The sequence below is a fragment of the Umezawaea sp. genome, assembly GCF_057122925.1.
On record NZ_DBNGPQ010000041.1, the window covers coordinates 96318 to 120120 of the forward strand.

At 70.1% G+C, this 23803-nt stretch carries 21 protein-coding genes, 1 pseudogene and 1 riboswitch; of the genes and pseudogenes, 16 read left to right on the forward strand and 6 right to left on the reverse strand.

What is annotated here, in order from left to right:
- Positions 1–7: 7 nt before the first annotated feature.
- Complete coding sequence (locus AC156L_RS07225) at positions 8–1474, reverse strand: SDR family NAD(P)-dependent oxidoreductase (protein WP_330882919.1); 1467 nt, start codon at positions 1472–1474, stop codon at positions 8–10.
- Positions 1475–1634: 160 nt separating this feature from the next.
- On the opposite strand from AC156L_RS07225, the gene AC156L_RS07230 reads away from it, so the two are divergent.
- The 8 genes from AC156L_RS07230 (at position 1635) to AC156L_RS07265 (ending at position 10593) form a co-directional block, all read left to right on the forward strand.
- A complete protein-coding gene (locus tag AC156L_RS07230) occupies positions 1635–2819 on the forward strand; it encodes a hypothetical protein (RefSeq protein WP_330882921.1) in 1185 nt (394 codons plus the stop codon).
- Positions 2816–3619, forward strand: a complete 804-nt coding sequence (locus AC156L_RS07235; RefSeq protein ID WP_330882923.1) for an SLATT domain-containing protein — start codon at positions 2816–2818, stop codon at positions 3617–3619. Before AC156L_RS07230 ends, AC156L_RS07235 begins: the two co-directional genes overlap by 4 nt.
- Positions 3620–3741: 122 nt before the next feature.
- A complete protein-coding gene (locus tag AC156L_RS07240; RefSeq protein WP_330882925.1) occupies positions 3742–4215 on the forward strand; it encodes a hypothetical protein in 474 nt (157 codons plus the stop codon).
- A 216-nt stretch (positions 4216–4431) separates the two neighbouring features.
- Entirely contained in the window at positions 4432–5016 is a 585-nt protein-coding gene (gene idi, locus AC156L_RS07245) for an isopentenyl-diphosphate Delta-isomerase (RefSeq protein WP_330882928.1), read from the forward strand.
- Positions 5017–5726: 710 nt separating this feature from the next.
- A complete protein-coding gene (locus AC156L_RS07250; protein WP_330882169.1) occupies positions 5727–7028 on the forward strand; it encodes a DUF1996 domain-containing protein in 1302 nt (433 codons plus the stop codon).
- Between the two features lie 41 nt (positions 7029–7069).
- The gene (locus tag AC156L_RS07255; RefSeq protein WP_330882171.1) at positions 7070–8842 is read left to right on the forward strand and encodes a discoidin domain-containing protein; all 1773 of its coding nucleotides are present in this window, start codon (positions 7070–7072) and stop codon (positions 8840–8842) included.
- Between the two features lie 123 nt (positions 8843–8965).
- A complete protein-coding gene (locus AC156L_RS07260) occupies positions 8966–9982 on the forward strand; it encodes a LacI family DNA-binding transcriptional regulator (RefSeq protein ID WP_330882174.1) in 1017 nt (338 codons plus the stop codon).
- A 20-nt stretch (positions 9983–10002) separates the two neighbouring features.
- Positions 10003–10593, forward strand: a complete 591-nt coding sequence (locus AC156L_RS07265; protein WP_330882176.1) for a DUF305 domain-containing protein — start codon at positions 10003–10005, stop codon at positions 10591–10593.
- Between the two features lie 211 nt (positions 10594–10804).
- On the opposite strand, the gene AC156L_RS07270 is transcribed toward AC156L_RS07265, so the two are convergent.
- Both AC156L_RS07270 and AC156L_RS07275 read right to left on the reverse strand, forming a co-directional pair.
- Positions 10805–11866: a ribonucleotide-diphosphate reductase subunit beta gene (locus AC156L_RS07270; RefSeq protein WP_484406702.1), complete on the reverse strand. Its 1062-nt coding sequence runs from the start codon at positions 11864–11866 to the stop codon at positions 10805–10807.
- Complete coding sequence (locus AC156L_RS07275; protein WP_484406703.1) at positions 11863–14679, reverse strand: ribonucleoside-diphosphate reductase subunit alpha; 2817 nt, start codon at positions 14677–14679, stop codon at positions 11863–11865. Before AC156L_RS07275 ends, AC156L_RS07270 begins: the two co-directional genes overlap by 4 nt.
- A 240-nt stretch (positions 14680–14919) precedes the next feature.
- Positions 14920–15133, reverse strand: a riboswitch (cobalamin riboswitch).
- A 122-nt stretch (positions 15134–15255) separates the two neighbouring features.
- Here AC156L_RS07275 and AC156L_RS07280 point away from each other — a divergent pair.
- The 6 genes from AC156L_RS07280 to AC156L_RS07305 all read left to right on the forward strand — a co-directional run bounded on the left by AC156L_RS07280 (position 15256) and on the right by AC156L_RS07305 (position 19273).
- Positions 15256–15402 (forward strand): hypothetical protein, encoded by a 147-nt coding sequence (locus AC156L_RS07280; RefSeq protein WP_330882181.1) that lies wholly within the window; start codon positions 15256–15258, stop codon positions 15400–15402.
- Positions 15403–15463: 61 nt separating this feature from the next.
- Positions 15464–16198, forward strand: coding sequence for a DUF998 domain-containing protein (locus AC156L_RS07285; protein WP_330882183.1), 735 nt, complete (start codon positions 15464–15466; stop codon positions 16196–16198).
- The gene (locus AC156L_RS07290) at positions 16147–16554 is read left to right on the forward strand and encodes a hypothetical protein (protein ID WP_330882185.1); all 408 of its coding nucleotides are present in this window, start codon (positions 16147–16149) and stop codon (positions 16552–16554) included. Before AC156L_RS07285 ends, AC156L_RS07290 begins: the two co-directional genes overlap by 52 nt.
- Before the next feature lie 53 nt (positions 16555–16607).
- Complete coding sequence (locus AC156L_RS07295; RefSeq protein ID WP_330882187.1) at positions 16608–17255, forward strand: DUF4230 domain-containing protein; 648 nt, start codon at positions 16608–16610, stop codon at positions 17253–17255.
- A 54-nt stretch (positions 17256–17309) separates the two neighbouring features.
- The gene (locus AC156L_RS07300) at positions 17310–17687 is read left to right on the forward strand and encodes a condensation domain-containing protein (protein ID WP_330882189.1); all 378 of its coding nucleotides are present in this window, start codon (positions 17310–17312) and stop codon (positions 17685–17687) included.
- A gap of 125 nt (positions 17688–17812) precedes the next feature.
- Positions 17813–19273 carry a cellulase family glycosylhydrolase gene (locus tag AC156L_RS07305; protein WP_330882191.1) on the forward strand — a complete coding sequence of 487 codons (1461 nt, stop codon included), beginning with the start codon at positions 17813–17815 and terminating at the stop codon, positions 19271–19273.
- Positions 19274–19349: 76 nt separating this feature from the next.
- On the opposite strand, the gene AC156L_RS07310 is transcribed toward AC156L_RS07305, so the two are convergent.
- Genes AC156L_RS07310 through AC156L_RS07320 form a run of 3 tightly spaced genes read right to left on the reverse strand, consistent with a single transcriptional unit; the run spans position 19350 to position 22376 of the window.
- Entirely contained in the window at positions 19350–20828 is a 1479-nt protein-coding gene (locus tag AC156L_RS07310; RefSeq protein WP_330882193.1) for a glutamate-cysteine ligase family protein, read from the reverse strand.
- Positions 20829–20877: 49 nt separating this feature from the next.
- Positions 20878–21534, reverse strand: a complete 657-nt coding sequence (locus tag AC156L_RS07315; RefSeq protein WP_330882195.1) for a 4'-phosphopantetheinyl transferase family protein — start codon at positions 21532–21534, stop codon at positions 20878–20880.
- On the reverse strand, positions 21531–22376 hold the full coding sequence (locus AC156L_RS07320; RefSeq protein ID WP_330882197.1) for a metallophosphoesterase family protein: 846 nt from the start codon (positions 22374–22376) through the stop codon (positions 21531–21533). Before AC156L_RS07320 ends, AC156L_RS07315 begins: the two co-directional genes overlap by 4 nt.
- A gap of 668 nt (positions 22377–23044) precedes the next feature.
- Between AC156L_RS07320 and AC156L_RS07325 the strand changes: the two are divergent.
- Both AC156L_RS07325 and AC156L_RS07330 read left to right on the forward strand, forming a co-directional pair.
- Positions 23045–23401: pseudogene (locus AC156L_RS07325) on the forward strand (transposase); the annotation flags it as partial.
- 100 nt (positions 23402–23501) lie between these two features.
- On the forward strand, positions 23502–23774 hold the full coding sequence (locus AC156L_RS07330) for a hypothetical protein (protein ID WP_330882199.1): 273 nt from the start codon (positions 23502–23504) through the stop codon (positions 23772–23774).
- Positions 23775–23803: the final 29 nt, after the last annotated feature.

Consider the following 23803-nt stretch of genomic DNA (forward strand, 5'->3'; position numbering starts at 1 on the left):
CGGTTCGTCACCAGGCCGACGGCTCGAAGTCCTTGAGGAAGCAGCCGTACAGGTCGACGCCCAGCTCACCCTGGACGATCGGGTCGTAGACGCGGGCCGCGCCGTCGACCAGGTCCAGCGGCGCGTGGAAACCCTCGTCCGCCAGCCGCATCTTGGTGGGGTGCGGGCGCTCGTCGGTGATCCAGCCGGTGTCGACGGCCGTCATCAGGATGCCGTCGCTCAGCATCTCCTCGGCGCTGGTGCGGGTCAGCATGTTCAGCGCGGCCTTCGCCATGTTCGTGTGCGGGTGGCCGGGACCCTTGTAGGCGCGGCTGAACTGGCCCTCCATCGCCGACACGTTGACCACGTACTTGCGCCGCGCGGGCGAGGCCGCCATCGCCGCCCGCAGCCGCGACACCAGGATGAACGGCGCGGTCATGTTGCAGAGCTGCACCTCCAGCAGCTCCAGCGCGTCGACCTCGTCCACCCGCTGGGTCCAGCTGTTCTCGTCGTGCAGGTCCGGCAGCAGCCCGCCCGCGTCGATGGCCGTGCCGGTGGCGATCCGCGCGGGCGAGGCCGATCCGGCGGTCAGCGCCAGCGCGGTCAGCGCGTGCGGCGTCGGGATGGCGTGCACCTGCCCCTCCAGGGCGGCCGGGTGCTGGTCGTTGGTGTGGCCGAACGTGATCAGCTCCGGCAGCGGGCCGTCCGGCAGGGGAGAGGACTCCAGCGCGGCCAGCGGCGCGTAGGACTGCGGCGACCGGCGCACGGTCTGCGCGGCGTTGTTGATCAGCACGTCCAGAGGGCCCGCCGCGGCCACGGAGTCGGCCAGCGAGATCACCTGGGCCGGGTCGCGCAGGTCGATGCCCACGATCTTCAGCCGGTGCAGCCAGTCGGCGCTGTCCGGCATCGCCGTGAACCGGCGGACCGCGTCGTTCGGGAACCGGGTCGTGATCGTGGTGTGCGCGCCGTCGCGCAGCAGCCGCAGCGCGATGTACATGCCGATCTTCGCGCGACCACCGGTGAGCAGCGCCCGCCGACCGGACAGGTCCACCGACGCGTCGCGGCGGCCCCGGTTGCGGGCCGCGCACGGCGGGCAGAGCTGGTGGTAGAACGCGTCCACCTCGGTGTAGCGGTTCTTGCAGGTGTAGCAGGCCTTCGCCTTGATCAGCGTGCCCGCCTTCGCGCCGGGCGTGGTGTCCCGGAGCAGGATCCCCTGGGTCTCGTCGTCGATGCGCTGCGGCGACCCGGTGGCCGTGGCCTCGATCACGGCGCGGTCCGCGGCGGACTCGGCGGCGCGGCGCGCGGTGCGGCGCATCTTCCGGACGGTCTTGAAGATGCCCGCGGTGGCGCGCCGGACCGCGACCGCGTCCGGGTGCTCGGTCGGCAGCTGCTCGACCTGCGCCAACACCTTCAGGCAGGTCTCCATCAGCGCCGGGTCGATCCCCGCCACGTCCTGGTCGGGGTCGATCGCCACGTCGTGCTCGGTCACCGTCATGCCCTACTACCGTCCGTACGTCGCCTGCTCAGGGGTTCCCGCAGCACTCTACCGGCGACGTGGCAACGCCCGATCCAGTGAGAAATCCGTCGCCGGAAGGGTGAAATTCACGTGAGCCACGGCTAGGGTGCCCCGCATGCCAACAGCGGATGGTCCGCGCGTGAAGCGACTGGCGCACCCCGACGCAGACGTCCGAGCACGGTCGCTCGGCGTCCCGAGGGGCCGCCCGGTGATCGCGCTCTTCTCCTCCGGCGAAGCCCTGACCACGGAACTGGGCGCCAAGGTGCTCCCGCTGCTCCGGCGGGTCGTCGCGGGCCGGGACGCGGTGTTCATCACCGCGGGAGCCGACGTCGGTGTCGTCCACCTGCTCGGGGTCGCCCTCGAAGCGGTCGAGGGGAAGCTGCCCCCGTTCGTCGCCGTCGCGCCCAGCGGCAAGGTCGTGGCGGGGGAGGACAAGCCCGCCGAGGGTGAGCTGGCCCTCAACCCCAACCACGACGTCGCGGTGCTCGTGCCCGGCAAGGACTGGGGCGAGGAGACGCCCGCCCTGTTCCGGACGGTCGACGCGATCACCGGCAAGCGCGGCCGGTCGACGGCCCTGCTGATCGGCGGCGACGCCGTGGCCCGCGCCCAGGTGACCGCGCACCTCGGCGGCGACCGGCCGCTGGTCGTCGTCGCGGGCACCGGTGGCCTGGCCGACGAGATCGCCAGGGGCACCCTGTCCGAGGACGACGACCTCGCCGTGCTGGTCCGCAGCGGCACCGTCTCCGCCGTGCACCTGGACGAGGGCCCCGAACGCGTCGTGGCGGCCCTCGACCGCACGCTGGGCCCCAAGCCCGTCCCGAAGCTGACCGTGTGGCCGAGGCTGCGCTACCGCGCCCCGGAACCCGTGCCGATCATCGACCCCGGCTTCGTGGTCGAGTACCCGCTGCTGGCGGACGCGATCCACGAGGCCAACCGCGTGGTCGCGCCCGCGTTCCACGAGGTCGACGAGACCGCCCACCGCGAGCGCAACCACGCCAGGCTGCTCATCGTCCTGGCCATCGCCGCGGGGTTCGGCACCATCGGCTTCGGCGCGCTCCAGGCGTGGCTGGGCGACCAGGCGTGGCCCGGTGTGCTGGTCGCCGTCAGCGGCGCCCTCGCCGCCGCGCTGGTGGCCCTGTCCCGCCGGTACGAGGCCTCCGAGGACGACCTCTCCTCGGCCCACCGCGCGGAAGCCCTCCGCACCCTGTACTTCGACCACCTCGCCGCCCCGCTGCCCGCGTCCGACGCCGAACGCGAGGCCCGGCTCCAGGACCTCGTCAACGCGGTGGCGCGGCACCGCCACGAACCGGTGACCACCTCATGAGCGACTCCAGGACAGAATCGACGGCACCGGGCAAGTCCGGGGCCACCGAGCAGCCCAAGCCCGCCGCGGCGCCCGCCAAGCAGGCGCCCGCCAAGGCCGCGCCCGCGAAGCCCGAAGCCCCCGCGCCCGCGAAGACCGGGGCAGCGCAGGCCAAGCCCGAGGCGACGACGTCGGCCAGGAGCGGGGCGGTGCAGGCCAAGTCCGGAGCGGCGACCGCCAGGACCGGGTCCCCGGTGTCGGCGAGGCTCGACGCGGCTCCGCCGGCCAAGGCCGAGCACGCGGCTCCGCCGGCCAAGGCCGAACCCGCGCCGCCCGCCAAAGCCGAACCCGCGCCGCCCGCCAAGCCCTCACCGAAGCCGCGCCCGAAGCCCGCGGCCAAGCCCGGCCCCCCGCCGTCGGCCGAGGAGCGCAGGAGCCAGTTCGTCCGCGTCTACCTCAAGCACCGGGTCGGCGAACGCCTCGACGGCTTCGAACGCGGACGCGCCAAGTACACCTCGTCCCGCCGCTGGACCGGCGCGCTGTCCGTCCTCCTGCTCGCGGGAGCGGCGGCACTGGGCGCGGTGGCCGCGGCGGACGCGAGCCGCCGCCCCATGTGGGGCTTCCTGGCCGCCGTGGCGGCCTCCCTCGCCGTGGCCGTCGCCTGGTACGAGTCCGCGTTCGGCCTCCGCCGCCTGGCCCGCAGGTCGACCAGCGGCGCGGCCCTGCTGGAGATCCTCCAGGCCCACGGGGCCCCGTCGGACGAGGACGGCGTCGCGGCGTTCGTGACCGAGGTGGAGAGCGTGCTGCGCCACTCCGACTAGCCGGCTTCGTGCCCCCGAAGGCAGTGCCTGTCCACGGCGCGGTGCGCCCACCAGACTCCCTCGCATCCCGGTAGGAGCCGGGAAATAACCAACTGAGGGAGAACATCGTGCGCCTTGCCCGCATGCTCTCGACACTCGTCCTGGCCGTCGTGGCCCTGGTGGCCGGCACCTCGGTCGCCCAGGCCGACGTCAGCGCCCAGGTCACCAAGCTGTCCCACGGCGACGCGGCCGGCCGCCTCACCTCCGCCGGGATCACCTGGTCGTCCAGCGGCGGTTGCAGCAACCGCAACAACCCCACCTGCACCTCGTTCGACCAGGTCAACCTCGCCTCGATCCAGGGCGCGGGCGTCCTCAAGCGCGCCAGCGGGTGCGCCCTGCACATCACCGGCGGCACCGAGACCGGTCACGCCAGCGGCACCTACAGCCACTGGAACGGCTACAAGCTCGACTTCCGCCTCAGCACCTGCATCACCAACTACATCACCGGCACCTTCACCTCCATCGGTGGCAACAAGTGGCGCGCGGCCTCCGGCAACGTCTACTTCAAGGAGTCGAACCACTGGGACGTCACGTTCTACAACTGCGGCGGCTGCTGACGGCTCCCGCACTCGCGCCCCGACCACCGGGTCGGGGCGCGAGCCCACCACCATCAGCGGATTGACACCCGCACCAGCGCACGCCCGCTGGCACCACGACGTCCCCGAACGTGCGACCCATCACCCGGCAGGCCCAACCACCCCCGCCGACCAGGGCTTTCGCGGAAGCCATTCGAGGGACTTACCGGCGCGCGGCCATGTGGCAAGGTGTCCGGCGTGACGACGGAACAGGTCCTCTTGCTGGACGAGGCAGGCAACCAGATCGGCCTGGCCGACAAGGCCGAGGTGCACCACGCGGACACCCCACTGCACCTGGCGTTCTCCAGCTACCTCTTCGACGACCAGGGCCGCACCCTCCTCTCCCGCAGAGCACTGCACAAGAAGACCTGGCCGGGCATCTGGACGAACACGGCCTGCGGCCACCCAGCCCCAGGCGAGAAGATGACGGACAGCGTCCTGCGCAGACTCAAAGACGAACTGGGCCTACCCGAAATCAAACAGGTGGACCTGATCCTCCCGGAATTCCGCTACCGAGCAGAAATGCCAAACGGCGTAGTGGAGAACGAAATGTGCCCAGTGTTCAGAGGCACGGTGATCGGCACCCCAACTCCCAACCCGGCCGAGGTGGACAGCACGGAATGGGTCCCCTGGCACACCTTCGCAGAAGAAGTGCTGAACGGCACCAGAGACATCTCCCCCTGGTGCCGCCTACAGGTAGCAGAGCTGGCAAAACTGGGCCCAAACCCCATGGAATGGCCAGTAGCCAGCGACGACAACCTACCCCCAGCGGCAAAAATCTAAAACAAAAGCAGGACAAAACCAGCGCACGCCGCCGTGGCCGTGGCCGATTTTGCTCGGAGGATTTGACCCTTGCCCTGGTAGATCGGGCAGGTTGACACCACCTGCCCCTTAGCCCGATCACGGGGTCAAATCGAGGGGTCCCCGAGTCAAATCGGCCACCACCGCTGGGACTCGCGGCTACCAGGTCTGCCGGTGCTCGCTGTTACCGGATCCGCTGGGTCTGACGGCCACCAGCTCCGTTGGGACTCGTGGCCAGGTCCGCTGGGACTCACGGCCACCAGGCCTGCTGGGACTCGCGGCCAGGTCCGTTGGCACTCGAGGTCACCAGGCCTACCGGCACTCGCGGCCACCAGGCCTGCTCGGACTCGGGACCACCAGGTTCGCTGAGACTCGCGGCCACCAGGCCTGCCAGCCCTCGCGGCCAAGCCCGCCGGGACCCACGGCCACCAGTTCCGCCGAAACAGGCACCCACCAGATCTCACCCCGCGCCCCGCGAGAGAGCGCTCTCCGGTCTGTTCCCCGCAGACCTCACCTCACCACCCGGACTTGGACCGGAACTCCCGGTATTCCTTGACACCCACCCACCCCAGTTCTAGCGTCCGCTGAGAGAGCGCTCTCCTGAAACCTCCCCGTAACCTCCCAGGGCCGTCCCCGGTGCCAGCCAAGCCCAGCTCCGGGGACGCCCCGCTCCCCCCTGCGAAAGGAGAGTCGTGGCACTCACGATTCGCCGTGCGCCCACCCGATGGCGAGGTCTGTTCGCAGGCCTGGCCATCGCGGGCCTCACCGCGTCCGCTCTCTACGTCGGCACGTCCACCGCCACCGCCGCCCCTGACCTCTTGTCCCAAGGCGCCACCGCGGCGGCCTCCTCCTCCGAGAACGGCGGGACCCTCGCCCCCGCCGCGGTGGACGGCAACGGCGGCACCCGCTGGTCCAGCGCCGCGCAGGACGGCCAGTGGCTCCGCGTCGACCTCGGCTCGACCTCCACGATCAGCCAGATCACGCTGAACTGGGAGAACGCCTACGCCAGTTCCTACCGCCTCCAGACCTCCGCGAACGGCGCGGACGGCTGGACCACGCTCAAGACGGTGACCGGCGGCACCGGCGGGACCGAGACCCACGCCGTCTCCGGCTCCGGCAGGTACGTGCGGGTCGAGGCGATCACCAGGGCCACCCAGTGGGGCGTCTCGCTCTGGGAGTTCCAGGTCTTCGGCACCCGCTCCGGCGCGCCGCCGTCGACCCCGCCGAACGGGCCGATCGTGCGGGTCGCGGAGTTCCTCGCGTCCTGCCCGTTCAGCCACCGCCTGCCCGACGACCCGATCGTCGCCCCGCGCCTGCCCGGCGGCTCGCACATGCACGCGTTCTTCGGCAACACGTCGACCAACGCGTTCAGCGACGTCAACAGCCTGCTGGCCGCGAACAGCAACTGCAGCCCGGCCCTCGACCTCTCCTCGTACTGGATCCCGGACTTCTACAACAACAACCAGGTGGTCACGCCCGACCCGCCGACCTTCTACTACCTGGGCGAGGGCGTGCGCGACGACGTGATCGCGCGCATCCAGCCGCTGCCGCTCGGCCTGCGGATCGTCGCGGGCAACGCCAAGGCGACCCAGCCCGACGACAGCACCAACTCGCGCTGGTCGTGCCTGCACGCGGGCCACGTGAACCCGTCGAAGAACTTCGTGGAGTGCCCGGCGGGCACCCAGCTGGAGTCCTACTTGGACTTCCCGCAGTGCTGGAACGGCCGCGACCTCGACTCGGCCGACCACAAGAGCCACATGGCCTACCCGGTGAACGGCGACTGCCCGTCGACCCACCCGGTTCCGGTGCCGAAGCTGCGCCAGGTCGTCCGGTACCCGATCAGCGGCAACCCGGCCGGGTTCCGCCTGTCCTCGGGAGCCGGGTTCACCATGCACGGCGACTTCTTCAACGCCTGGCCCGAGGCCGAGATGCTGCGCCGCGTGCGCGACTGCATCAACCCCATCATCAAGTGCGGTGTCGACGGCCGACCCTGAGCCACGCCGTCCGTCCTGTTGCGACGATCAATGGAGATGTGATGCAACCACCCGCTTCCAGAGGACCGCGGCACCGCGGCAGGCTGGTAGCCGCCCTCACGGCCGTCCTGACCGCCTGCGCGGTGGCCGTGCCCCTCGTGCCCGCCAGCGCCGCGCCCGTCTGCGGCACCACCAACGCCGCCCAGGGCAAGCCCGCCACGGCGTCCTCCGTCGAGGTCGGCAGCCCGTTCGTCGCCTCCTCGGCGGTGGACGGCGACAACGGCACGCGCTGGTCGAGCGCACCCGGTGACCCGCAGTGGCTGCGGGTCGACCTGGGCAGCACGCAGAACGTCTGCGGCGCCACGCTGAACTGGGAGGCCGCCTACGCGACGGCCTACCAGATCCAGGTGTCCGCCAACGGCACCGACGGGTGGACCTCGGTCTACTCGACGACGACCAGCACCGGTGGTGTCCAGAACGTCACCTTCACCGGCAGCGGTCGCTACATCCGCGTGCACACGACGGCCCGCGCCACGCAGTGGGGCGCGTCGCTGTGGGAGTTCGCGGTGCGCACCAGCACCGACACGGGCAACCCGCCCGACCCCGGCACGGACGTGCTGCTGTCGTACAAGAAGCCCGGCACCGCGTCGACCCAGCAGAACGACCCGAACTGCACGGGCTGCACGGTCGACAAGGCGTTCGACTTCGACCCGAGCACCCGGTGGGCCACCGCGACCGACGTCGGCTGGGTCGACCCCGGCTGGATCCAGGTCGACCTCGGCGCGACCGCGCAGATCAAGAAGGTCGTCCTCCAGTGGGACCCGGCCTACGGCAAGTCCTTCCAGGTCCAGGTGTCGCCGACCGGCACGGGTGACTGGACGTCGATCTACTCCACGACGACGGGCACCGGCTTCAAGCAGACGCTCACCGTCAGCGGCAGCGGCAGGTTCGTGCGCATGTACGGCACCGGCCGCGGCTCGCCCTACGGCTACTCGCTCTGGGAGTTCCAGGTGTGGGGGACCGGCGGCGCGCCGAACCCGCAGCCGGTGATCCCGCCGGACCCGCGCAACCCGAAGCAGCTCGTGTGGTCCGACGAGTTCAACACCGGCAACGGCACCAAGCCGGACTCGAACAAGTGGCGCCCCGAGGTCGGCACCGGCCAGAACGCCGAACTCCAGTACTACACGAACAACAACAACGCGTTCACCGACGGCGCGGGCAACCTCGTGCTGGAGGCCAGGCGCGAGGTCACGCCCGGTTCGTCCTGCCCGGTCGACCCGGTCAGCGGCAGCGGCACCTGCCAGTACACCTCGTCGCGGCTCATCACCCACGGCAAGGCCACCTGGACCTACGGCAGGGTCGAGGCCAACATCAAGGTCTCGGGCACCAAGGGCATCTGGCCCGCGTTCTGGATGCTGGGCGCCAACATCCTGGACAACGGCACCCCGTGGCCGAACAGCGGCGAGATCGACATCATGGAGCACCTCGGCCGCGAACCCAACACCGCCTACCAGACCATCCACGGCCCGTCGTACTTCGGCGGCGGTGGCATCGGGCAGATGTACGCGCTGCCCGGTGGCGCGGACTTCGCGAGCGCGTTCCACAAGTTCGCGGTGGACTGGGACAGCAAGGGCATGAAGTTCACCATCGACGACATCCCCGTCATCACGATCGACAAGGCGACGGTGGAGGCGACCAGGGGCCCGTGGGTCTTCGACCGCCCGTTCTTCATCATCCTCAACAACGCGGTGGGCGGTGACTGGCCCGGACCTCCGGACGCCACCTCCGTCTTCCCGCAGCGCATGCTCGTCGACTACGTCCGCGTCTACCAGTAGGCGAGACCTGCCACGACCACCGCGCGGCTCCGGGGTCCCGATCCCGGAGCCGCGCGGCGTCCACTCAGGACTGCGAACGCCACGAGGACCGGGTGATCCTTGAAGAACGGTATAAAGGCAGACGTGCCAGACCCCCGCACCACCCCGGCCCCGGTCACCCTGGAAGAGGTGGCGCGCGTGGCGGGCGTGTCCCGCGCGACCGTGTCCCGCGTGGTCAACGGCGTCTCCACGGTGGACGAGGAGCTGCGCGAACTCGTCACCCGAGCCATCGTCGCCACCGGGTACACGCCCAACCGCGCGGCCAGGTCGCTGGTCACGAGGCGGGCGGGCGCCATCGGCCTGGTCCTCCCGGACGAGGGCAGGATGCTCGGCGACCCGTACTTCGGCCGGGTCGTCGGCGGCGTCATGGACGTGACCCAACCGCTGGGCGTGCAGCTGGTGCTGACCAGCGCGGGTTCCGGCACCCACCAGCAGGTGGTGGCGGACCTCCGCCAGGGCAGGCTGGACGGTGTCATCCTCATCCACACCCACGGCGCGGACCCGCTGCCGAAGCTCCTGACGGACAGCAACCTGCCGGTCGTGCTGGCCGCCAGACCGGTCCGGCCGATGCCCATCACCTACGTGGACGTCAACCAGTTGGCGGGCGCCTCCCTGGCGGCCCACCACCTCGCGGACCGGGGCTGCTACCGGGTGGCCACCATCACCGGCCCGGTCAGCACGACGGCCGCGCAGGACAGGCTGACGGGTTTCCGCACCACGATGGCCGAACGCGGCTACCACGACGTGGTGGCGGTGGAGGCCGACTTCACCCACGAGGGCGGTGCCACGGCCATGGAGGAACTGCTGACCAGGTGTCCCGACGTGGACGGCATCTTCATCGCGTCGGACCTCATGGCCCACGGCGCGCTCCCGGTGCTCAGGCGCCACGGCCTCCACGTGCCCGACGACATCGCCGTGATCGGCTTCGACGACAGCAGTCCCGCCCTCGCCTGCGACCCACCGCTCACCACGGTGAGACAGCCGGTGGAGGACATGGCGGCGGAAATGGCCCGACTCCTGCTGGGCCGCGTAGAACGACCGGACCGCCCGGTGAGCGCGGTCGTGTTCGAACCGACACTGGTGGTACGCCAGTCCGCCTGACCCGATCAAGGAGTGACCACATGCTCCGCGCGGCAGCCCCCCTGCTGGCCCTGCTCCTGCTGACGGCCTGCACCGCTCAGCAGGAACCCCACACCGACCACGTCCACTCCAGTTCCCCGCCGAGCGGCGGTAGCAGCAGTACCGGCAGCAGTGCGGCGGCGGCACCGGGGAGCTTCAGCGAGACCGACGCGGCGTACGTCCAACTGGCGATTCCGCAGGACGAGACGCTGCTCCCGGTCCTGGCGCTGGCGAAGGAGCGCGAGGGGGTGGATCCGGCGCTGGTCAGCCTGGCCACCGAGGTGCAGGAGGGGCACCAGAGGGAGCTGGAGCGGCTGCGCGGGGCGTTGACGGACGCCGGGAGGACGTACTTGAACATGCACGAGGGGCACGACATGCCGGGCATGGTCACGGCGGACGAGTTGGCCAAGCTGACGAACGCGACCGGACAGGCGTTCGACGACCTGCTGCGCACCCTGCTGCGGGCGCACTTCGAGGAGTCGACGACGGTCGCGAAGTCGGAGTTGGCGGCGGGGAGCAGCGTGGAGGTGCTGGACGTGACGAGGGGGATCGAGAGCAGTCGGGCGGCGTACCTGGAGAAGTTGGGACCTTGACCGTGAAGGCGGGTCCGGACCCACTGCGGGTCGCGTCGTGGGTGTGGTCGATGTGACTTGGAGCCCCTCTTGTGGCCCTTGTCGGCCCAAACGGCAGGTGCGACGCTGCCAGCCGACAAATTTCAAGGCCAAGAACCCCAGGTCACATCGACCACACCCCGCTGGAACCGGCGGTTACCCCCGGCCGGAACCGACGGTCAGTCTCAGCGCCTCACCACTCCAGGGACCCGCCGTTCTGGTACTCGATCACCCGGGTCTCGAAGAAGTTCTTCTCCTTCTTCAGGTCCATCATCTCCGACATCCACGGGAACGGGTTCTCCGTCACCGGGAACACCGCCTCCAGCCCCAACTGCGCGCACCGCCGATTAGTGATGAAGTGCATGTACCGCTCGCACAGCTCGGCGTTCAACCCCAACAGCCCGCGGGGCATCGTGTCCCGCCCGTAGGCGATCTCCAGCTCGCACCCCTCCACCAGCATCGTCCGGATCTCCTCCTGGAACTCGGCCGTCCACAGGTGGGGATTCTCGATCTTGATCTGGTTGATGGCGTCGATGCCGAAGTTCAGGTGGATCGACTCGTCCCGCAGGATGTACTGGTACTGCTCCGCGATCCCCACCATCTTGTTCCGCCGCCCGAGCGACAGGATCTGGGCGAACCCGGTGTAGAACCACATGCCCTCGAACACCACGTAGAACGCCACCAGGTCCCGCAGGAACGCCTGGTCGCGGTCCGGCGTCCCGGTCGAGAACGACGGGTCCTCCAGGTGCCGCGTGTACTTCAGCGCCCACGCGGCCTTGTCCGTGATCGACGGGATCTCCCGGTACATGTTGAACAGCTCGCCGTCGTCCAGGCCGAGCGACTCGCAGACGTACTGGAACGTGTGCGTGTGGACGGCTTCCTCGAACGCCTGCCGCAGCAGGTACTGCCTGCACTCCGGGTTGGTCAGGTGCCGGTACACCGCGAGCACGATGTTGTTGGCCACCAACGACTCCGAGGTGGCGAAGAACCCGAGGTTCCGCTTGATCGCCCGCCGCTCGTCCTCGGTCAGACCGTCGGCCGACTTCCACAGCGAGATGTCCGCCTGCATCGACACCTCGGTGGGCATCCACGCGTTGTTGCACCCGGCCAGGTACTTCTCCCAGGCCCAGTGGTACTTCAACGGCAGCAGCTGGTTCACGTCCGCCCGACAGTTGATCATCGCCTTGTCGTCGACGCTGACGCGGGCGGCGCCCACCTCGATGGGACCGGCGCTGGCGAACACGTCCGAACTCACTGGCAGGCCTCGCAATCGGGATCGATGATGGAGCAGACGGCCGCACCCGCGTCGGCGACGATCGCCGGTGCGGTGGCCACGGGCACGCCGGCGGGGGAGACGGCGTTGAGCTTCCCGTCCGTGCCCCGCAGCGTCGACTTCTCCACGTGGGTCGCGCTCTGCGAGCGCAGGTAGTAGGTGGTCTTCAACCCGCGCAGCCACGCGAGCTGGTACAGCTCGTCGAGCTTCCGCCCGCTGGGCCGGTCGATGTAGAGGTTCAGCGACTGGGCCTGGTCGATCCACTTCTGCCGCCGGGCCCCAGCCTCGACCAGCCACTTCGAGTCCAGCTCGAACGCCGTGGCGTACAGCGCCTTCAGCTCGTCCGGGATCCGCTCGATCGGGGACAGGCTGCCGTCGTAGTACTTGAGGTCGCTCACCATCACCTCGTCCCACAGGCCGCGCGCCTTCAGGTCGCGGATCAGGTCCGGGTTCACGACGGTGAAGTCGCCCGACATGTTCGACTTCACGTACAGGTTGCGGTAGAGCGGCTCGATCGACTGGTTCACGCCGCAGATGTTCGCGATCGTCGCCGTGGGCGCGATGGCCATCACGTTCGAGTTCCGCATCCCCACCGCGAGCACCCGCTCCCGCACCGGCGCCCAGTCCAGGGCGGACGACCGGTCCAGCTCCAGGTCGGCGCCGCGGGTGGCGGCCAGCAGCGAGATCGAGTCGAACGGCAGGATCCCCCGCGACCACAGCGAACCCTCGTAGGACTCGTACGCCCCGCGCTCGGCCGCCAGGTCCGCCGACGCCGAGATCGCGTAGTAGCTGATCTCCTCCGTGCTCCGGTCCGCGAACTCCACGGCCGCGTCCGACCCCATCGCGATCCGCAGCGCGAACAGCGCGTCCTGGAACCCCATGAGCCCCAGCCCGACCGGCCGGTGCCGCATGTTCGCCCGCCGGGCCTCGGGGATCGTGTAGTGGTTCACGTCGATCACGTTGTCGAGCATCCGCACGGCGGTCCGCACGGTCTTCTCCAGCCGCGCGCTGTCGATCCCGTCGGGGCCGGTGTGCCGGGCCAGGTTCACCGACCCGAGGTTGCAGACCGCGACCTCGTCGAGGTCGGTGTTCAGCGTGATCTCGGTGCACAGGTTGGACGAGTGCACGACACCGGAGTGCTGCTGCGGCGACCGCAGGTTGCACGGGTCCTTGAACGTGATCCACGGGTGCCCGGTCTCGAACAGCATGGTCAGCATCCGCCGCCACAGGTCGGCGGCCCTGAGCCGCCGGAACACCTTCACCTCGCCGCGGTCCGCCGCGGCCTCGTACTCCCGGTACCGCGCGGCGAACGCGTCGCCGAACAGGTCGTGCAGGTCCGGGACCTCGTCGGGGGAGAACAGGGTCCAGTCGCCACCGGACCGGACGCGGCGCACGAACTCGTCCGGCACCCAGTTCGCGGTGTTCATGTCGTGCGTGCGGCGGCGCTCGTCACCGGTGTTCTTGCGCAGGTCGAGGAACTCCTCGACGTCGATGTGCCACGTCTCCAGGTACGCGCACACCGCGCCCTTGCGCTTGCCGCCCTGGTTCACCGCGACGGCGGTGTCGTTAACGATCTTCAGGAACGGCACCACGCCCTGCGACTTGCCGTTCGTGCCCTTGATGTGGGCGCCGATCCCGCGGACCGGGGTCCAGTCGTTGCCCAGCCCGCCGGCGAACTTCGACAGCAGCGCGTTGTTGCTGATCCCGTGGAAGATGCCCTGGAGGTCGTCGTCCACCGTCGTCAGGAAGCACGACGACAGCTGGGGCCGGGTGGTGCCCGCGTTGAACAGCGTGGGCGTGGAGCACATGAAGTCGAACGACGACAGCAGTTCGTAGAACTCGACCGCCCGCGCCTCGCGGTCGTCCTCGCGCAGCGCGAGACCCATCGCCACGCGCATGAAGAACGCCTGCGGCAGCTCGTAGCGGTTCTCGTCGCTGTGCAGGAAGTACCGGTCGTAGAGCACCTGCAACCCGAGGAACTGGAACGCCAGGTCGCGGTCGGGCAGCAGGGCCGCGCCGAGCCGGGCCAGGTCGAACTCCTCCAGCAGCGGGTCGAGCTGCCCCAGTTCGACCCCGCGCCGCACGAAGGCGGCGAAGTAGTCCGGGTAGCGCACCGACATCTCGGCGTGGTTGGCCTCGTCGTCCTCGCCCGCGAGGAACGTCAGGGCCTCCCCGCGCAGCCCGTCCAGCAGCAGCCGGGCGCTGACCAGCGAGTAGTCCGGATCGATCTCGACCATCGTGCGCGCGGACAGGACGGGCGCGACGGCCAGCTCGGCGCGGGTGATGCCGTCGTAGAGGTTGCGGCGGGTCTCCGCCAGCACGGCTTCGGCCGACGTCGCGGGCAGTCCGGCGCACGCCTCGGAGACGACCAGCTCGAGCCGGTCGTCGTCCAGCGGCTCGACCCGGCCGTCCGGGTGCCGCACGGTCAGCGACGGCCGCACGGGGGTGGTGGCGGGCTGGGCCGAGCGGGCCTTCGCGCACTCCTCGCGGTACAGCACGTAGGCGCGGGCGACCCCGTGGTGCCCGTCGCGCATGAGCACGAGTTCGACCTGGTCCTGGATCTGCTCGACGTGCACGCCGCGGTCCGGTCCGGCCTGCCCGAGGAGCTTCTCCCCGACCTGGCGGGTGATCTCGGCGACCAGTTCGCGCACCCGCTGCGAACCGGCCTTCTCCGCTCCTTCGACGGCGTGGAAGGCCTTCGCCACGGCCGTGGCGATCTTCGTCGGGTCGAACTGCGACACCGTTCCGTCGCGGCCGATCACCGGGACTTGAACGGGTGAACCTGTCAGGGGCATGACTCTCCACGGGGGTCGAGGGCGTGCGGGAGCGCCCGGCGAGCGGTGCTCGACGGTCGGGGACGAGGGTGCGCGGAGGGTCAGCCGTCGGGGCTGGGGTGCGACTTCACGGCTCTCTCCTCGCGAGCTCGGTGGACACCCGGCGACCGGGGGTGGGAGCGGCGCGAGGCAGCGCGGCACCGGGGTGCCGACAGCCGTCCGCGCGCGCCCTCCCTCGGGGCACCGGGGTGGTGCGCGCAGGCCGCGCGCACGCTGGTGGCAGGTCTTCGGACTCGCGGGCACTCCGGCTCTCGCCGGCGGACCTACTGGCCGTCGCTTCCCGGACTCGCGTCCAGTGCTTCATGACGGCGGTCGTTCCCGCTCACCGCTGCGGGGCAGCTCCGGATTCGCACCGGATTCCCTCTTGCCTCACCCGCGGTCGGACCGCGGGTGAACCATCAGCGCGTTGGATACTACATGTGGGGGTAGGGCTCGTCGCACGGCCCAACATGGTCTTTGTTGCACATGTCATGCGATACGGTGACGAGGCAGGGTGATCAGCAAGCGGGGGCGTGGCGGATGGGTGACGGTGATCGGGTGGGACCGCGGGTCGCCGTCGCGGCCGGGGTCGCGGGCGCGCTCGCCGCGGGGTCGCTGGTCGTCGGCGCGTCCCTGCCGTGGCTGACGGGAGGGCTCGCGGTGGCGGCCGTCGTGGCGCTGAGGCTGGCCAGGTCGCGCGGCTAGGGGATCCTGATGGTTTGCTGAAGCGCGGAACCCCGTGTCCGGTCCGGGCGTTCTGCCGGTCGTGACGACCGCAGAGCTGACGAGAACGAGCGCCCTCTCCCGTGTGGTCGCCGTGGGCGGGCTGGCCGCCGTCCTGACCACCATCGCCATGATCGGCTCGCTGGACGTGCGCAACGCGCTCCAGCGGCCCGGCGAACTGCGCCGCACCATCAGCCAGTACGGGCTCGGCGCCAACGCGTGGATCTTCGAGGTCGCCGTGTCGCTGCTGGCGGCCGGGTCCCTGGTCATCGTGGCGGTGCTGGTGCACCGCGGCATCACCCGCTGGTGCTCCACCGGCGCCGTCGCGCTGTCCCTGTGGTCGCTGGGACTCGCGCTCGTCGTGGCGTTCCCCAAGCAGGACTGGTCGCTGCCGACGACGTCCTCCAGCGGCAGCATCCACCGCGCCGCCAGCCTCCTGGCGTTCGTCAGCCTGCCGATCGCCGCCATCGCGCTGGCCCGGCCGTGGGTGCGGGATTCGACCTGGGGCGGCCACGCCCGGTGGACGCTGGGCCTCGGGGTCCTGTCGGTGGCGGCGTTCTCACCGCTGCTGTACGCCGTGCTGGTGCACGCTTCCGGTGGCGCGGCGTGGTGGCGGGTGTTCCCGATCGGGTACGTCGAACGGCTCCTGGTGTTCACGGAGGTGATCGCCGTCGTGACGGCCGGATTGTGGGCCCTGGCCGCGGCGAACCGCCCTAAACTGGCGGCATGGCAACGTGGGGAGACCTCGCGGCGTACGTCCGCGACCAGTACGACGTGATCTCCGAGGAGACCGACGAGATCCGCATCCTGTTCGACTTCCAGCACCTGGACGAGGAGGACGAGCGGACGCAGGTCGTCATCCTGGTGCGCGAGGTGCTGGACGAGAAGCACGAGTGGGTGCAGATCGCCTCCCCCGTCGGCCTGGCCGCGCGGTGCGACCTCCGCGGGTTCCTGGAGGAGGTCGGCAAGTCCTCCATCGCCTCCGGCGCGGCGATCATGGGGGACCACGTGGTGCTGCGCCACTCGCTGCCGCTGGAGACGTTGGACATCCACGAGTTCGTCGACCCGCTGTCGCTGCTGGCGGGTACCGCCGACCGGCTCGAAGAGGTCTTCTTCGGCGGCGACAACTACTGATACCCCCGTTCGGCCCCGCCTAACCCCGGTTCGGGAGGGGTACCCCCGCTGGCATGAAGCTTCCTTGGCGGTCCGGGTCGCGGTGGGCGTTCCGCGGTGTCGTGGCGGTGTGCCTGGTGGTGGTGGCCGCCGCGGCGCTCCAGCTCGTCGGCGTGCTGCCCAAGCTCAACCCCTTCGGCACCGACACGGTCGACCGCAGCCAGCCCGCGCTGCTGCGGTCGATCAAGGACCTGAGCCAGTACCACGCCGCCTCGGGCGACTACCAGGTCGTGATCGACATCGAGAAGGACGTGCGGTTCGTGCCGGACGTGCTGGCGGGGCAGCGGACCCTGTTCGTCTCCGCGGGCACGGTCAACGCCTACGTCGACTTCGGCGGTCTCGCGGAGGACTCGATGACGGTGTCGCAGGAGAAGAAGACGGTGGACATCGCGCTGCCGAAGCCCCAGCTCGACAAGCCGAACATCAACCACGAGCGCAGCTACGTGTTCGCCCAGGAGCGGGGGCTGCTCGACCGGCTGACCAGCGTCGTGCAGGCGGCGGACCAGCAGCCGTTCTACGTGGCCGCGGAGCAGAAGATCTCCGACGCCGCCAAGGAGTCCGGCTTGCAGGCCAAGGCGGACGAGAACACCAGGAAGATGCTCGACGGCATGTTCCGCGCCCTCGGCTACGAGGTCCACTTCGTGGACGCCCCGCAGCCGTGAGTTAGGCTGTCCTAACCTAACTCTTCGTCCAAGGGTGCCCCGGTGTTCGAGTCCATGACAGTGCAGGTCCGCGCGGGACTGGGCGAACGACGGCTGACGGCCGCCGTCCGCGACGTGTTCGACCGCCACGACGAACTCCGCGAGCGCGGTGCGACGTGCGAGGTGCGGCGGATCCCCGCCCCGGAGCTGACGGGCGGGGCTCTCGTCCGCCGCGCGGAGGCGGAGGTCGCCGCGGTCTCCCGCGAGCCGGGTTCCGCGCTGTTCCGGGTGCTGTGGTTCGACGCGGGCCCGGACCGGTCCGGGAAGCTCGTGCTCCTCGTGCACCGCCGCGTGATGGCCGCGGTGCCGTGGCCCGTCCTGCTGTCCGAGCTGGTCTCGGCGTGGAACAGGGGAGCCGTCGACGCGGATCTGGCCTGCGCGCTCGACCGCTAAGTCCGAATTGGGCGTTGACGGGAGCCCACGGGTGATGGTGAGATGCTGAACACACTGATAGGAAAGTTTCTTAACCAATCAGGCTGCCGCCACCTGATCACCCGTTCCCGAGTGGGAGGCTCCCTGTGGCTATCCGTCCCCGTTGGCTCGGCGCCGCGGTCATCACCGCGTCGCTGGTGATACCGGCCGCGCCGACACTTGCGGCACCCGCCGCCCCCGCCGTGGCGAGCGGCGTCGGCGCTCTCGCGGTCACCGAGTACCAGGCGGAAAGCGCGACCGTCACGTTGGGGCTCGTCGAGTCCAACCACGCCGGGTTCACCGGCAGCGGCTTCGTCAACGTCGACAACGCCGTCGGCAGCGCCGTGGAGTTCACCGTCAACGCCCCCACCGCGGGCGCCGCGACGCTGAGCTTCCGGTACGCCAACGGCACCGCGACCGGCAGGCCCGTCGACGTCACCGTCAACGGCTCCCTCGCCGTGGACGAACTCGCCTTCGGCGGCACCGGCGCGTGGACCACGTGGTCCACGAAGACCGCCTCGGTGCGGCTGGCCGCGGGCGTCAACAAGATCAAGGCCGTGTCCACCACCGCCGCGGGCGGGCCGAACCTCGACCGGCTGGACGTGGATTCCGGTGCCGTCGCGCCCTCCGGCAGGCCCGCCGACGTCAACGGCCAGCTCAAGGTGTGCGGCGTGAAGCTGTGCAACCAGTACGGCAAGCCGATCCAGTTGCGCGGCATGAGCACGCACGGCATCCAGTGGTACGCGAGCTGCGTCAAGCCAGCGTCGCTGGACGCGTTGGCCACCGACTGGGGCGCCGACATCCTGCGGATCGCGATGTACGTGCAGGAGGGCGGCTACGAGTCGGACCCGCGCAAGTACACGGACCTCGTGCACGGGTACATCGAGGAGGCCACCAAGCGCGGGATGTACGCGCTGGTGGACTGGCACCAGCTGACCCCCGGTGACCCGAACGCCAACACGGCGCTCGCGCGGACGTTCTTCACGGAGATCGCCTCGCGGCACAAGGACAAGACGAACATCATCTACGACATCGCGAACGAGCCGAACGGGGTTTCGTGGGCGCGGATCAAGTCGTACGCGGAGACGATGATCCCGGTGATCCGGGCTCAGGATCCCGATGGCGTGGTGTTCGTGGGGACGCACGGGTGGGGGTCGTTCGGCATCTCCGACGGGCGCACCGAGGCCGACATCATCAACAACCCGATCAACGCCACGAACTTCATGTACACGTTCCACTTCTACGCCGCGTCTCACGGGGACGAGTACTTCAACGCGCTGTCCCGTGCGGCGGACCGGATCCCGATCTTCATCACGGAGTTCGGGACGCAGACCGCGTCCGGTGACGGGACGAACAACTTCACGCAGTCGCAGAAGTACCTGGACTTCCTGGCGTCCAAGAAGATCGGGTGGACCAACTGGAACTTCTCGGACGACTTCAGGTCCGGGGCGGTGTTCAAGACCGGTACCTGTGCTGGGAACTCGTTCACGGGGACCGGGCCGCTGAAGCCCGCCGGTGTGTGGGTCCGGGATCGGATGCGCACCGCTGACGACTTTCCGACCGCTTAGGTAGAGGGGTTGGGGGCCCGCCAGGGGTGACCCTGGCGGGCCTTCGGCTCGTGGTGGGGCCGGGTCCGCTGGTTCGTCAGGTGATGGGCCAGGAGTGGACCGGTTCGTTGCTGTGCATGAGGTCTCGGTAGGTGCGGAGCATGAGGCGCAGTGCTTCCACCCGGTCCAGGCTGGTGTTGTCGTAGTGGCGGTGGAAGGCTCGTGATTGCCAGGTCGCGCCGTTGACCCCTGTCAGGCAGCGCTGTTCCACGACGCCCAGCAGGCGGTCCCGTTCCCGCGGGTCCACGCCCCAGCGGTCCAGACCTTCGTAGGCCATGGGGAGCAGGCGGCGCAGCACCAGTTCCGCCACGGGCACCGTTCCCAGGCCTGGCCAGTAGACCTGGGCGTCCATGCCGTTCTTGGCCCCCGCCAGGAAGTTCTCCTCGGCCGCGCTGAACGACATCTGGGACCACAGTGGACGTTCGCTCTCGGCCAGCACCCTCACCAGGCCGTAGTAGAAGGCCGCGTTGGCCAGGGTGTCCACCACCGTCGGGCCCGCTGGGAGGGTGCGGTTCTCCACGCGCAGGTGTGGTTTGTCCTTGACGACGTCGTAGACGGGGCGGTTCCAGCGGTAGACGGTCCCGTTGTGGAGCCTCAGTTCCGACAGCGACGGGGTGTCGCCGCGGTCGATGACCTGCAACGGGTCTTCCGGGTCCACGATCGGGAGGAGGGCCGGGAAGTAGCGGACGTTCTCCTCGAACAGGTCGAAGATCGAGGTGATCCAGCGTTCGCCGAACCAGACCCTCGGGCGCACGCCCTGTTCCTTGAGCTCGTCGCCCCTGGTGTCGGTGGACTGCTGGAAGAGCGCGATCCTGGTTTCCCGCCACAGCTCCTTGCCCAGCAGGAACGGGGAGTTCGCGCCCACCGCCACCTGGACGCCCGCGATGGTCTGGGCGGCGTTCCAGTAGTCCGCGAACTGGTCCGGGCTGACCTGGAGGTGGAGCTGGGTGCTCGTGCAGGCCGCCTCGGGGACGATGGAGTCCGCCGTCATGTTGAGGCGCTCGATGCCGTCGATGCCGATCTGGAGGTCCTCGCCGCGCGCGGCCAGCACCTGTTCGTTCAGCAGGGCGTACCGGGGGTTGACCGACAGGGCGTCGATGGCCATGTGCTCGGCGCGCAGGGTCGGCAGGATGCCGATCATGGTCATGTGCGCGCCGACCTCGCGCGCCTTGTGCTCCGCCTCGTTCAGGCTGGAGCGGACGGTCTCCTCGAACGCGGTGATCCCGCCGCCCGCGAGCTGGCGCGGGGCGACGTTGATCTCCAGGTTCCACTGGCCCAGTTCGGTCACGAAGTCCGGGTCGGCGATGGCCTCCAGCGCCTCGGCGTTGCGCATGGCGGGGTCGCCCTGCTCGTCGACGAGGTTCAGCTCGATCTCCAGGCCCGTCATGGGCCGCTCGAACTCGAACCGGGACTCGCGGAGCATCCTGGCGAACACGTCCAGGCAGCGCCTGACCTTCGTGCGGTACCGGGTGCGGTCCTCGCGGGTGAACTCGTGGCGGGCTACGTCGTCACCCATGCTGGCTCCTCAAGTTCGCGGCACCCGGACACTGTGCACCAGGAGTCGGTCAGGCGGGTACCGCGATCGAGGTGATCACAAACCCGTCCCTGGCCAGCCAGCGCCCGGTGAACCCGGTCAGGGGCTCGCCGTCCACGACCGGGGGCTCGATGAGGATGCGGGCGCTGAACGTGCCCGCGTCCGGGTCGATGGTCACGTCGGCGTCCTCGAACCCCAGCCACAGGCGGGTCAGCGGGAACCACGCCTTGTAGACGGACTCCTTGGCGCTGAACAGCAGGCGGTCCCAGCTGACCTTGTCGCCCGAGGCGCGCAGACCGTCCATCCTGGCCAGTTCGGCCGGGACGGCGATGGCCTCCAGCACGCCCTTCGGCGTCGGGGCGTTCGGCTCGGCGTCGATGCCGATGGAGCGGAAGTCGCCCACCCTCGCCACGGCGGCGGCGCGGTAGCCGGTGCAGTGGGTGATGCTGCCCACCACGCCGTCCGGCCAGACCGGTTCGCGCTTCGGTCCGGGCAGCACGGGGACGGGGGGGAAGCCGAGTTGGGCGAGCGCGGTGCGGGCGCAGAAGCGGCCGGTCGTGAACTCCTTGCGGCGCTTCTCGACCGACTTCTCCAGCAGCGCCAGCTCCTCGGGGAACAGCTCGACGCCCTCGGGGTCGTCGAAGCGGTTCACGGCCGCGATCGGGCTCGGCAGCAGGTCGGTGATCACCGGGCGTCCCCTTCGCGGAGCACGTCCACCAGCCGGGCGCCGGTGTAGCCCCTCGGCTTCCACTCGCGCGGGTAGCCGAGCGACACCTCGTCGAAGCGGATGCCGTCGTGGCGCGTGGTGCGGGGGATGTGCAGGTGGCCGTAGACCATCTCGGCGCAGTTGAACCGCAGGTGCCAGTCGGCGGTGCGCTCGGTGCCGCACCACAGCGCGAACTCGGGGTAGCGCAGCACCCTCGTCGGCTCGCGGACGAGCGGGTAGTGGTTGATCAGCACGGTCTTCAGCGCCGGGTCGACCTCGGACAGCCTGCGCTCGGTCTCCACGATCCTGGACTCGCACCACGCCTCGCGGCTGGGGTGCGGGTCGGGGAAGAGGAAGTACTCGTCCGTGCAGACCACACCGGCCTCGTGGGCCTTCGCCAGCGCCGAGACCTGGTCGAACGTGCCCTCGGGGCGGAACGTGTAGTCGTACAGCGTGAACAGGGGGGCGACGACCAGCGGTTCGGCGGAGGCCTCGAAGACCGGGTAGGGGTCCTCGGGGGTCGCGACGTCGATGCTCCGGCACATCTCGACGATCTGCTTGTAGCGGACCTCGCCGCGGGCCTGCACCGCGTCGTCCTTCGTCGTCCACAGCTCGTGGTTGCCCGGCGACCAGATCACCTTGGCGAACCGCTTCCGCAGCAGGTCGAGGGCCCATTCGATGTCGTGGAACTTCTCCCCGACATCGCCCGCGACGATCAGCCAGTCGTCGGGGGACGGTGCCTCGATAGCCGCGACGAAGTCCCGGTTCTCCTGGTACGTCACGTGCAGATCGCTGGTGGCGAGCAGTCTCGGCGTGCGGGTCACGACTCCGACCTTAACCGTTCCCGACGTCCAACTCCGATACCCCGTAGACCCCTAGTGCGGTGACCGGCGACCTCCGACGCGCATCACCGCGGTCCACGGCACCGGCCGACCAGGACGAGGGCGCGGGATCGGCGCCGCGGCGCACCCGTCTGACCGTCGAACGCGGGTGAAGACCGTCGATCGCGGCGCCAGGAGCGTTTTCAGCCTGTGAAAATGACCGTTCATCCGTTCGTCGCAGATCATAGCCCGTTGAACTCATACCCCTACACCGCGTAACGCTAGGCGGGTCCGCTCAGCCTTACGGGTCCCTAAACCACCTATCCGGTAGTCATCCGGCTTCCTACGGTGATCACATCGCAACCACCCCGGCGGAGGACCAGATGTCCGAGTCCCAATTCGCACGAACCCCCGACCCCCGGCTGGCCCGTCAGGCGCCGCCCGCCATCCGCGGCGCCGCCACGCCGTTCAGCCGGACGGTCAGCGCCGAGATCACCCGCACCGCGCAGCAGCAGCAGTACGGCTATCCGCCACCTCGACGCCGCACCCCGGCCGAGGAAGCCGCGTTGTCCACGCTGCTGCGCACCCGCCAGCGCGCCCAGGCGGCCCGGCCCGAGCCCTGGCTGCGCCAGACCCCCGAGCAGGCCCCGGCCGCCGCCCCGCGCGGCGACGTGACCGAACTGCTCGCCGCCCGGCTCGTGCCCGCGGCGCTGTGGAACCTGGTCGAACCGCTCATCCCGCCGGTCAAGATCCGGCGCCAGGGCGGTGGCCGCAGCCGCGTGTCCGACCGCGCCATCTTCACCGCGATCGTGTTCGTCCTGACCAGCGGCTGCGCGTGGCGGCACCTGCCGTCCAGCTTCGGCGTCACGGTCCCGACCGTGCACCGCCGCTTCCAGGAATGGACCGACGCGGGCCTCTGGCTGCGCCTGCGCCGCGCCGCCATGGACCGGCAGGCCGCGGGCGACGAGAACGAGTGGGTCCACGCGGTCCTGGAGGCGGCCGAGCGCCGCGGAACGAAGACGGGCTCCTGACCGTCGGATGAACGTGGTGGCCGGTCCGGCTCCGCCGAGGACTGAACCGGACCGAGCCCCACCACGTTCATCCAGCGAGACCCCCAGGAGGAACCCGATGTTCACCGACCCCGACAGTCCTCTGTCACACCGCGCACTGGCCCTGCTCCGCGCCACCGCCGCCGGACGCGTCGAGCTCACGTCCAGCAGCGAGCCGGACTTCCGCGTCGACAAGCTCTCCTGCTGCGACCAGCCCGCGGCCCGCCTGCTCGTCCACGCGGGCTTCATCCAGCCCGCCACCGCCGCGCCGTTCGGCCAGTGGGTCCCCGCGCACCTCAGCGCCGCGGGCGCCGAACTCCTCGCGCTCGACGTCCCCACGGCCGCCGCCTGACCCGTGCCCGACCACGGCCGCCGCCGGTC

What these genes read in the sequence shown, in the direction of transcription:
- AC156L_RS07235 (WP_330882923.1), top strand. Translation starts at nt 2,816, where the DNA reads ATGAGCGACTCCAGGACAGAATCGACGGCACCGGGCAAGTCCGGGGCC.
- AC156L_RS07275 (WP_484406703.1), bottom strand. Translation starts at nt 14,679, where the DNA reads ATGCCCCTGACAGGTTCACCCGTTCAAGTCCCGGTGATCGGCCGCGAC.
- AC156L_RS07255 (WP_330882171.1), top strand. Translation starts at nt 7,070, where the DNA reads ATGCAACCACCCGCTTCCAGAGGACCGCGGCACCGCGGCAGGCTGGTA.
- AC156L_RS07225 (WP_330882919.1), bottom strand. Translation starts at nt 1,474, where the DNA reads ATGACGGTGACCGAGCACGACGTGGCGATCGACCCCGACCAGGACGTG.
- AC156L_RS07290 (WP_330882185.1), top strand. Translation starts at nt 16,147, where the DNA reads ATGGCAACGTGGGGAGACCTCGCGGCGTACGTCCGCGACCAGTACGAC.
- AC156L_RS07265 (WP_330882176.1), top strand. Translation starts at nt 10,003, where the DNA reads ATGCTCCGCGCGGCAGCCCCCCTGCTGGCCCTGCTCCTGCTGACGGCC.
- AC156L_RS07330 (WP_330882199.1), top strand. Translation starts at nt 23,502, where the DNA reads ATGTTCACCGACCCCGACAGTCCTCTGTCACACCGCGCACTGGCCCTG.
- AC156L_RS07295 (WP_330882187.1), top strand. Translation starts at nt 16,608, where the DNA reads ATGAAGCTTCCTTGGCGGTCCGGGTCGCGGTGGGCGTTCCGCGGTGTC.
- AC156L_RS07240 (WP_330882925.1), top strand. Translation starts at nt 3,742, where the DNA reads ATGCTCTCGACACTCGTCCTGGCCGTCGTGGCCCTGGTGGCCGGCACC.
- AC156L_RS07310 (WP_330882193.1), bottom strand. Translation starts at nt 20,828, where the DNA reads ATGGGTGACGACGTAGCCCGCCACGAGTTCACCCGCGAGGACCGCACC.
- AC156L_RS07300 (WP_330882189.1), top strand. Translation starts at nt 17,310, where the DNA reads ATGACAGTGCAGGTCCGCGCGGGACTGGGCGAACGACGGCTGACGGCC.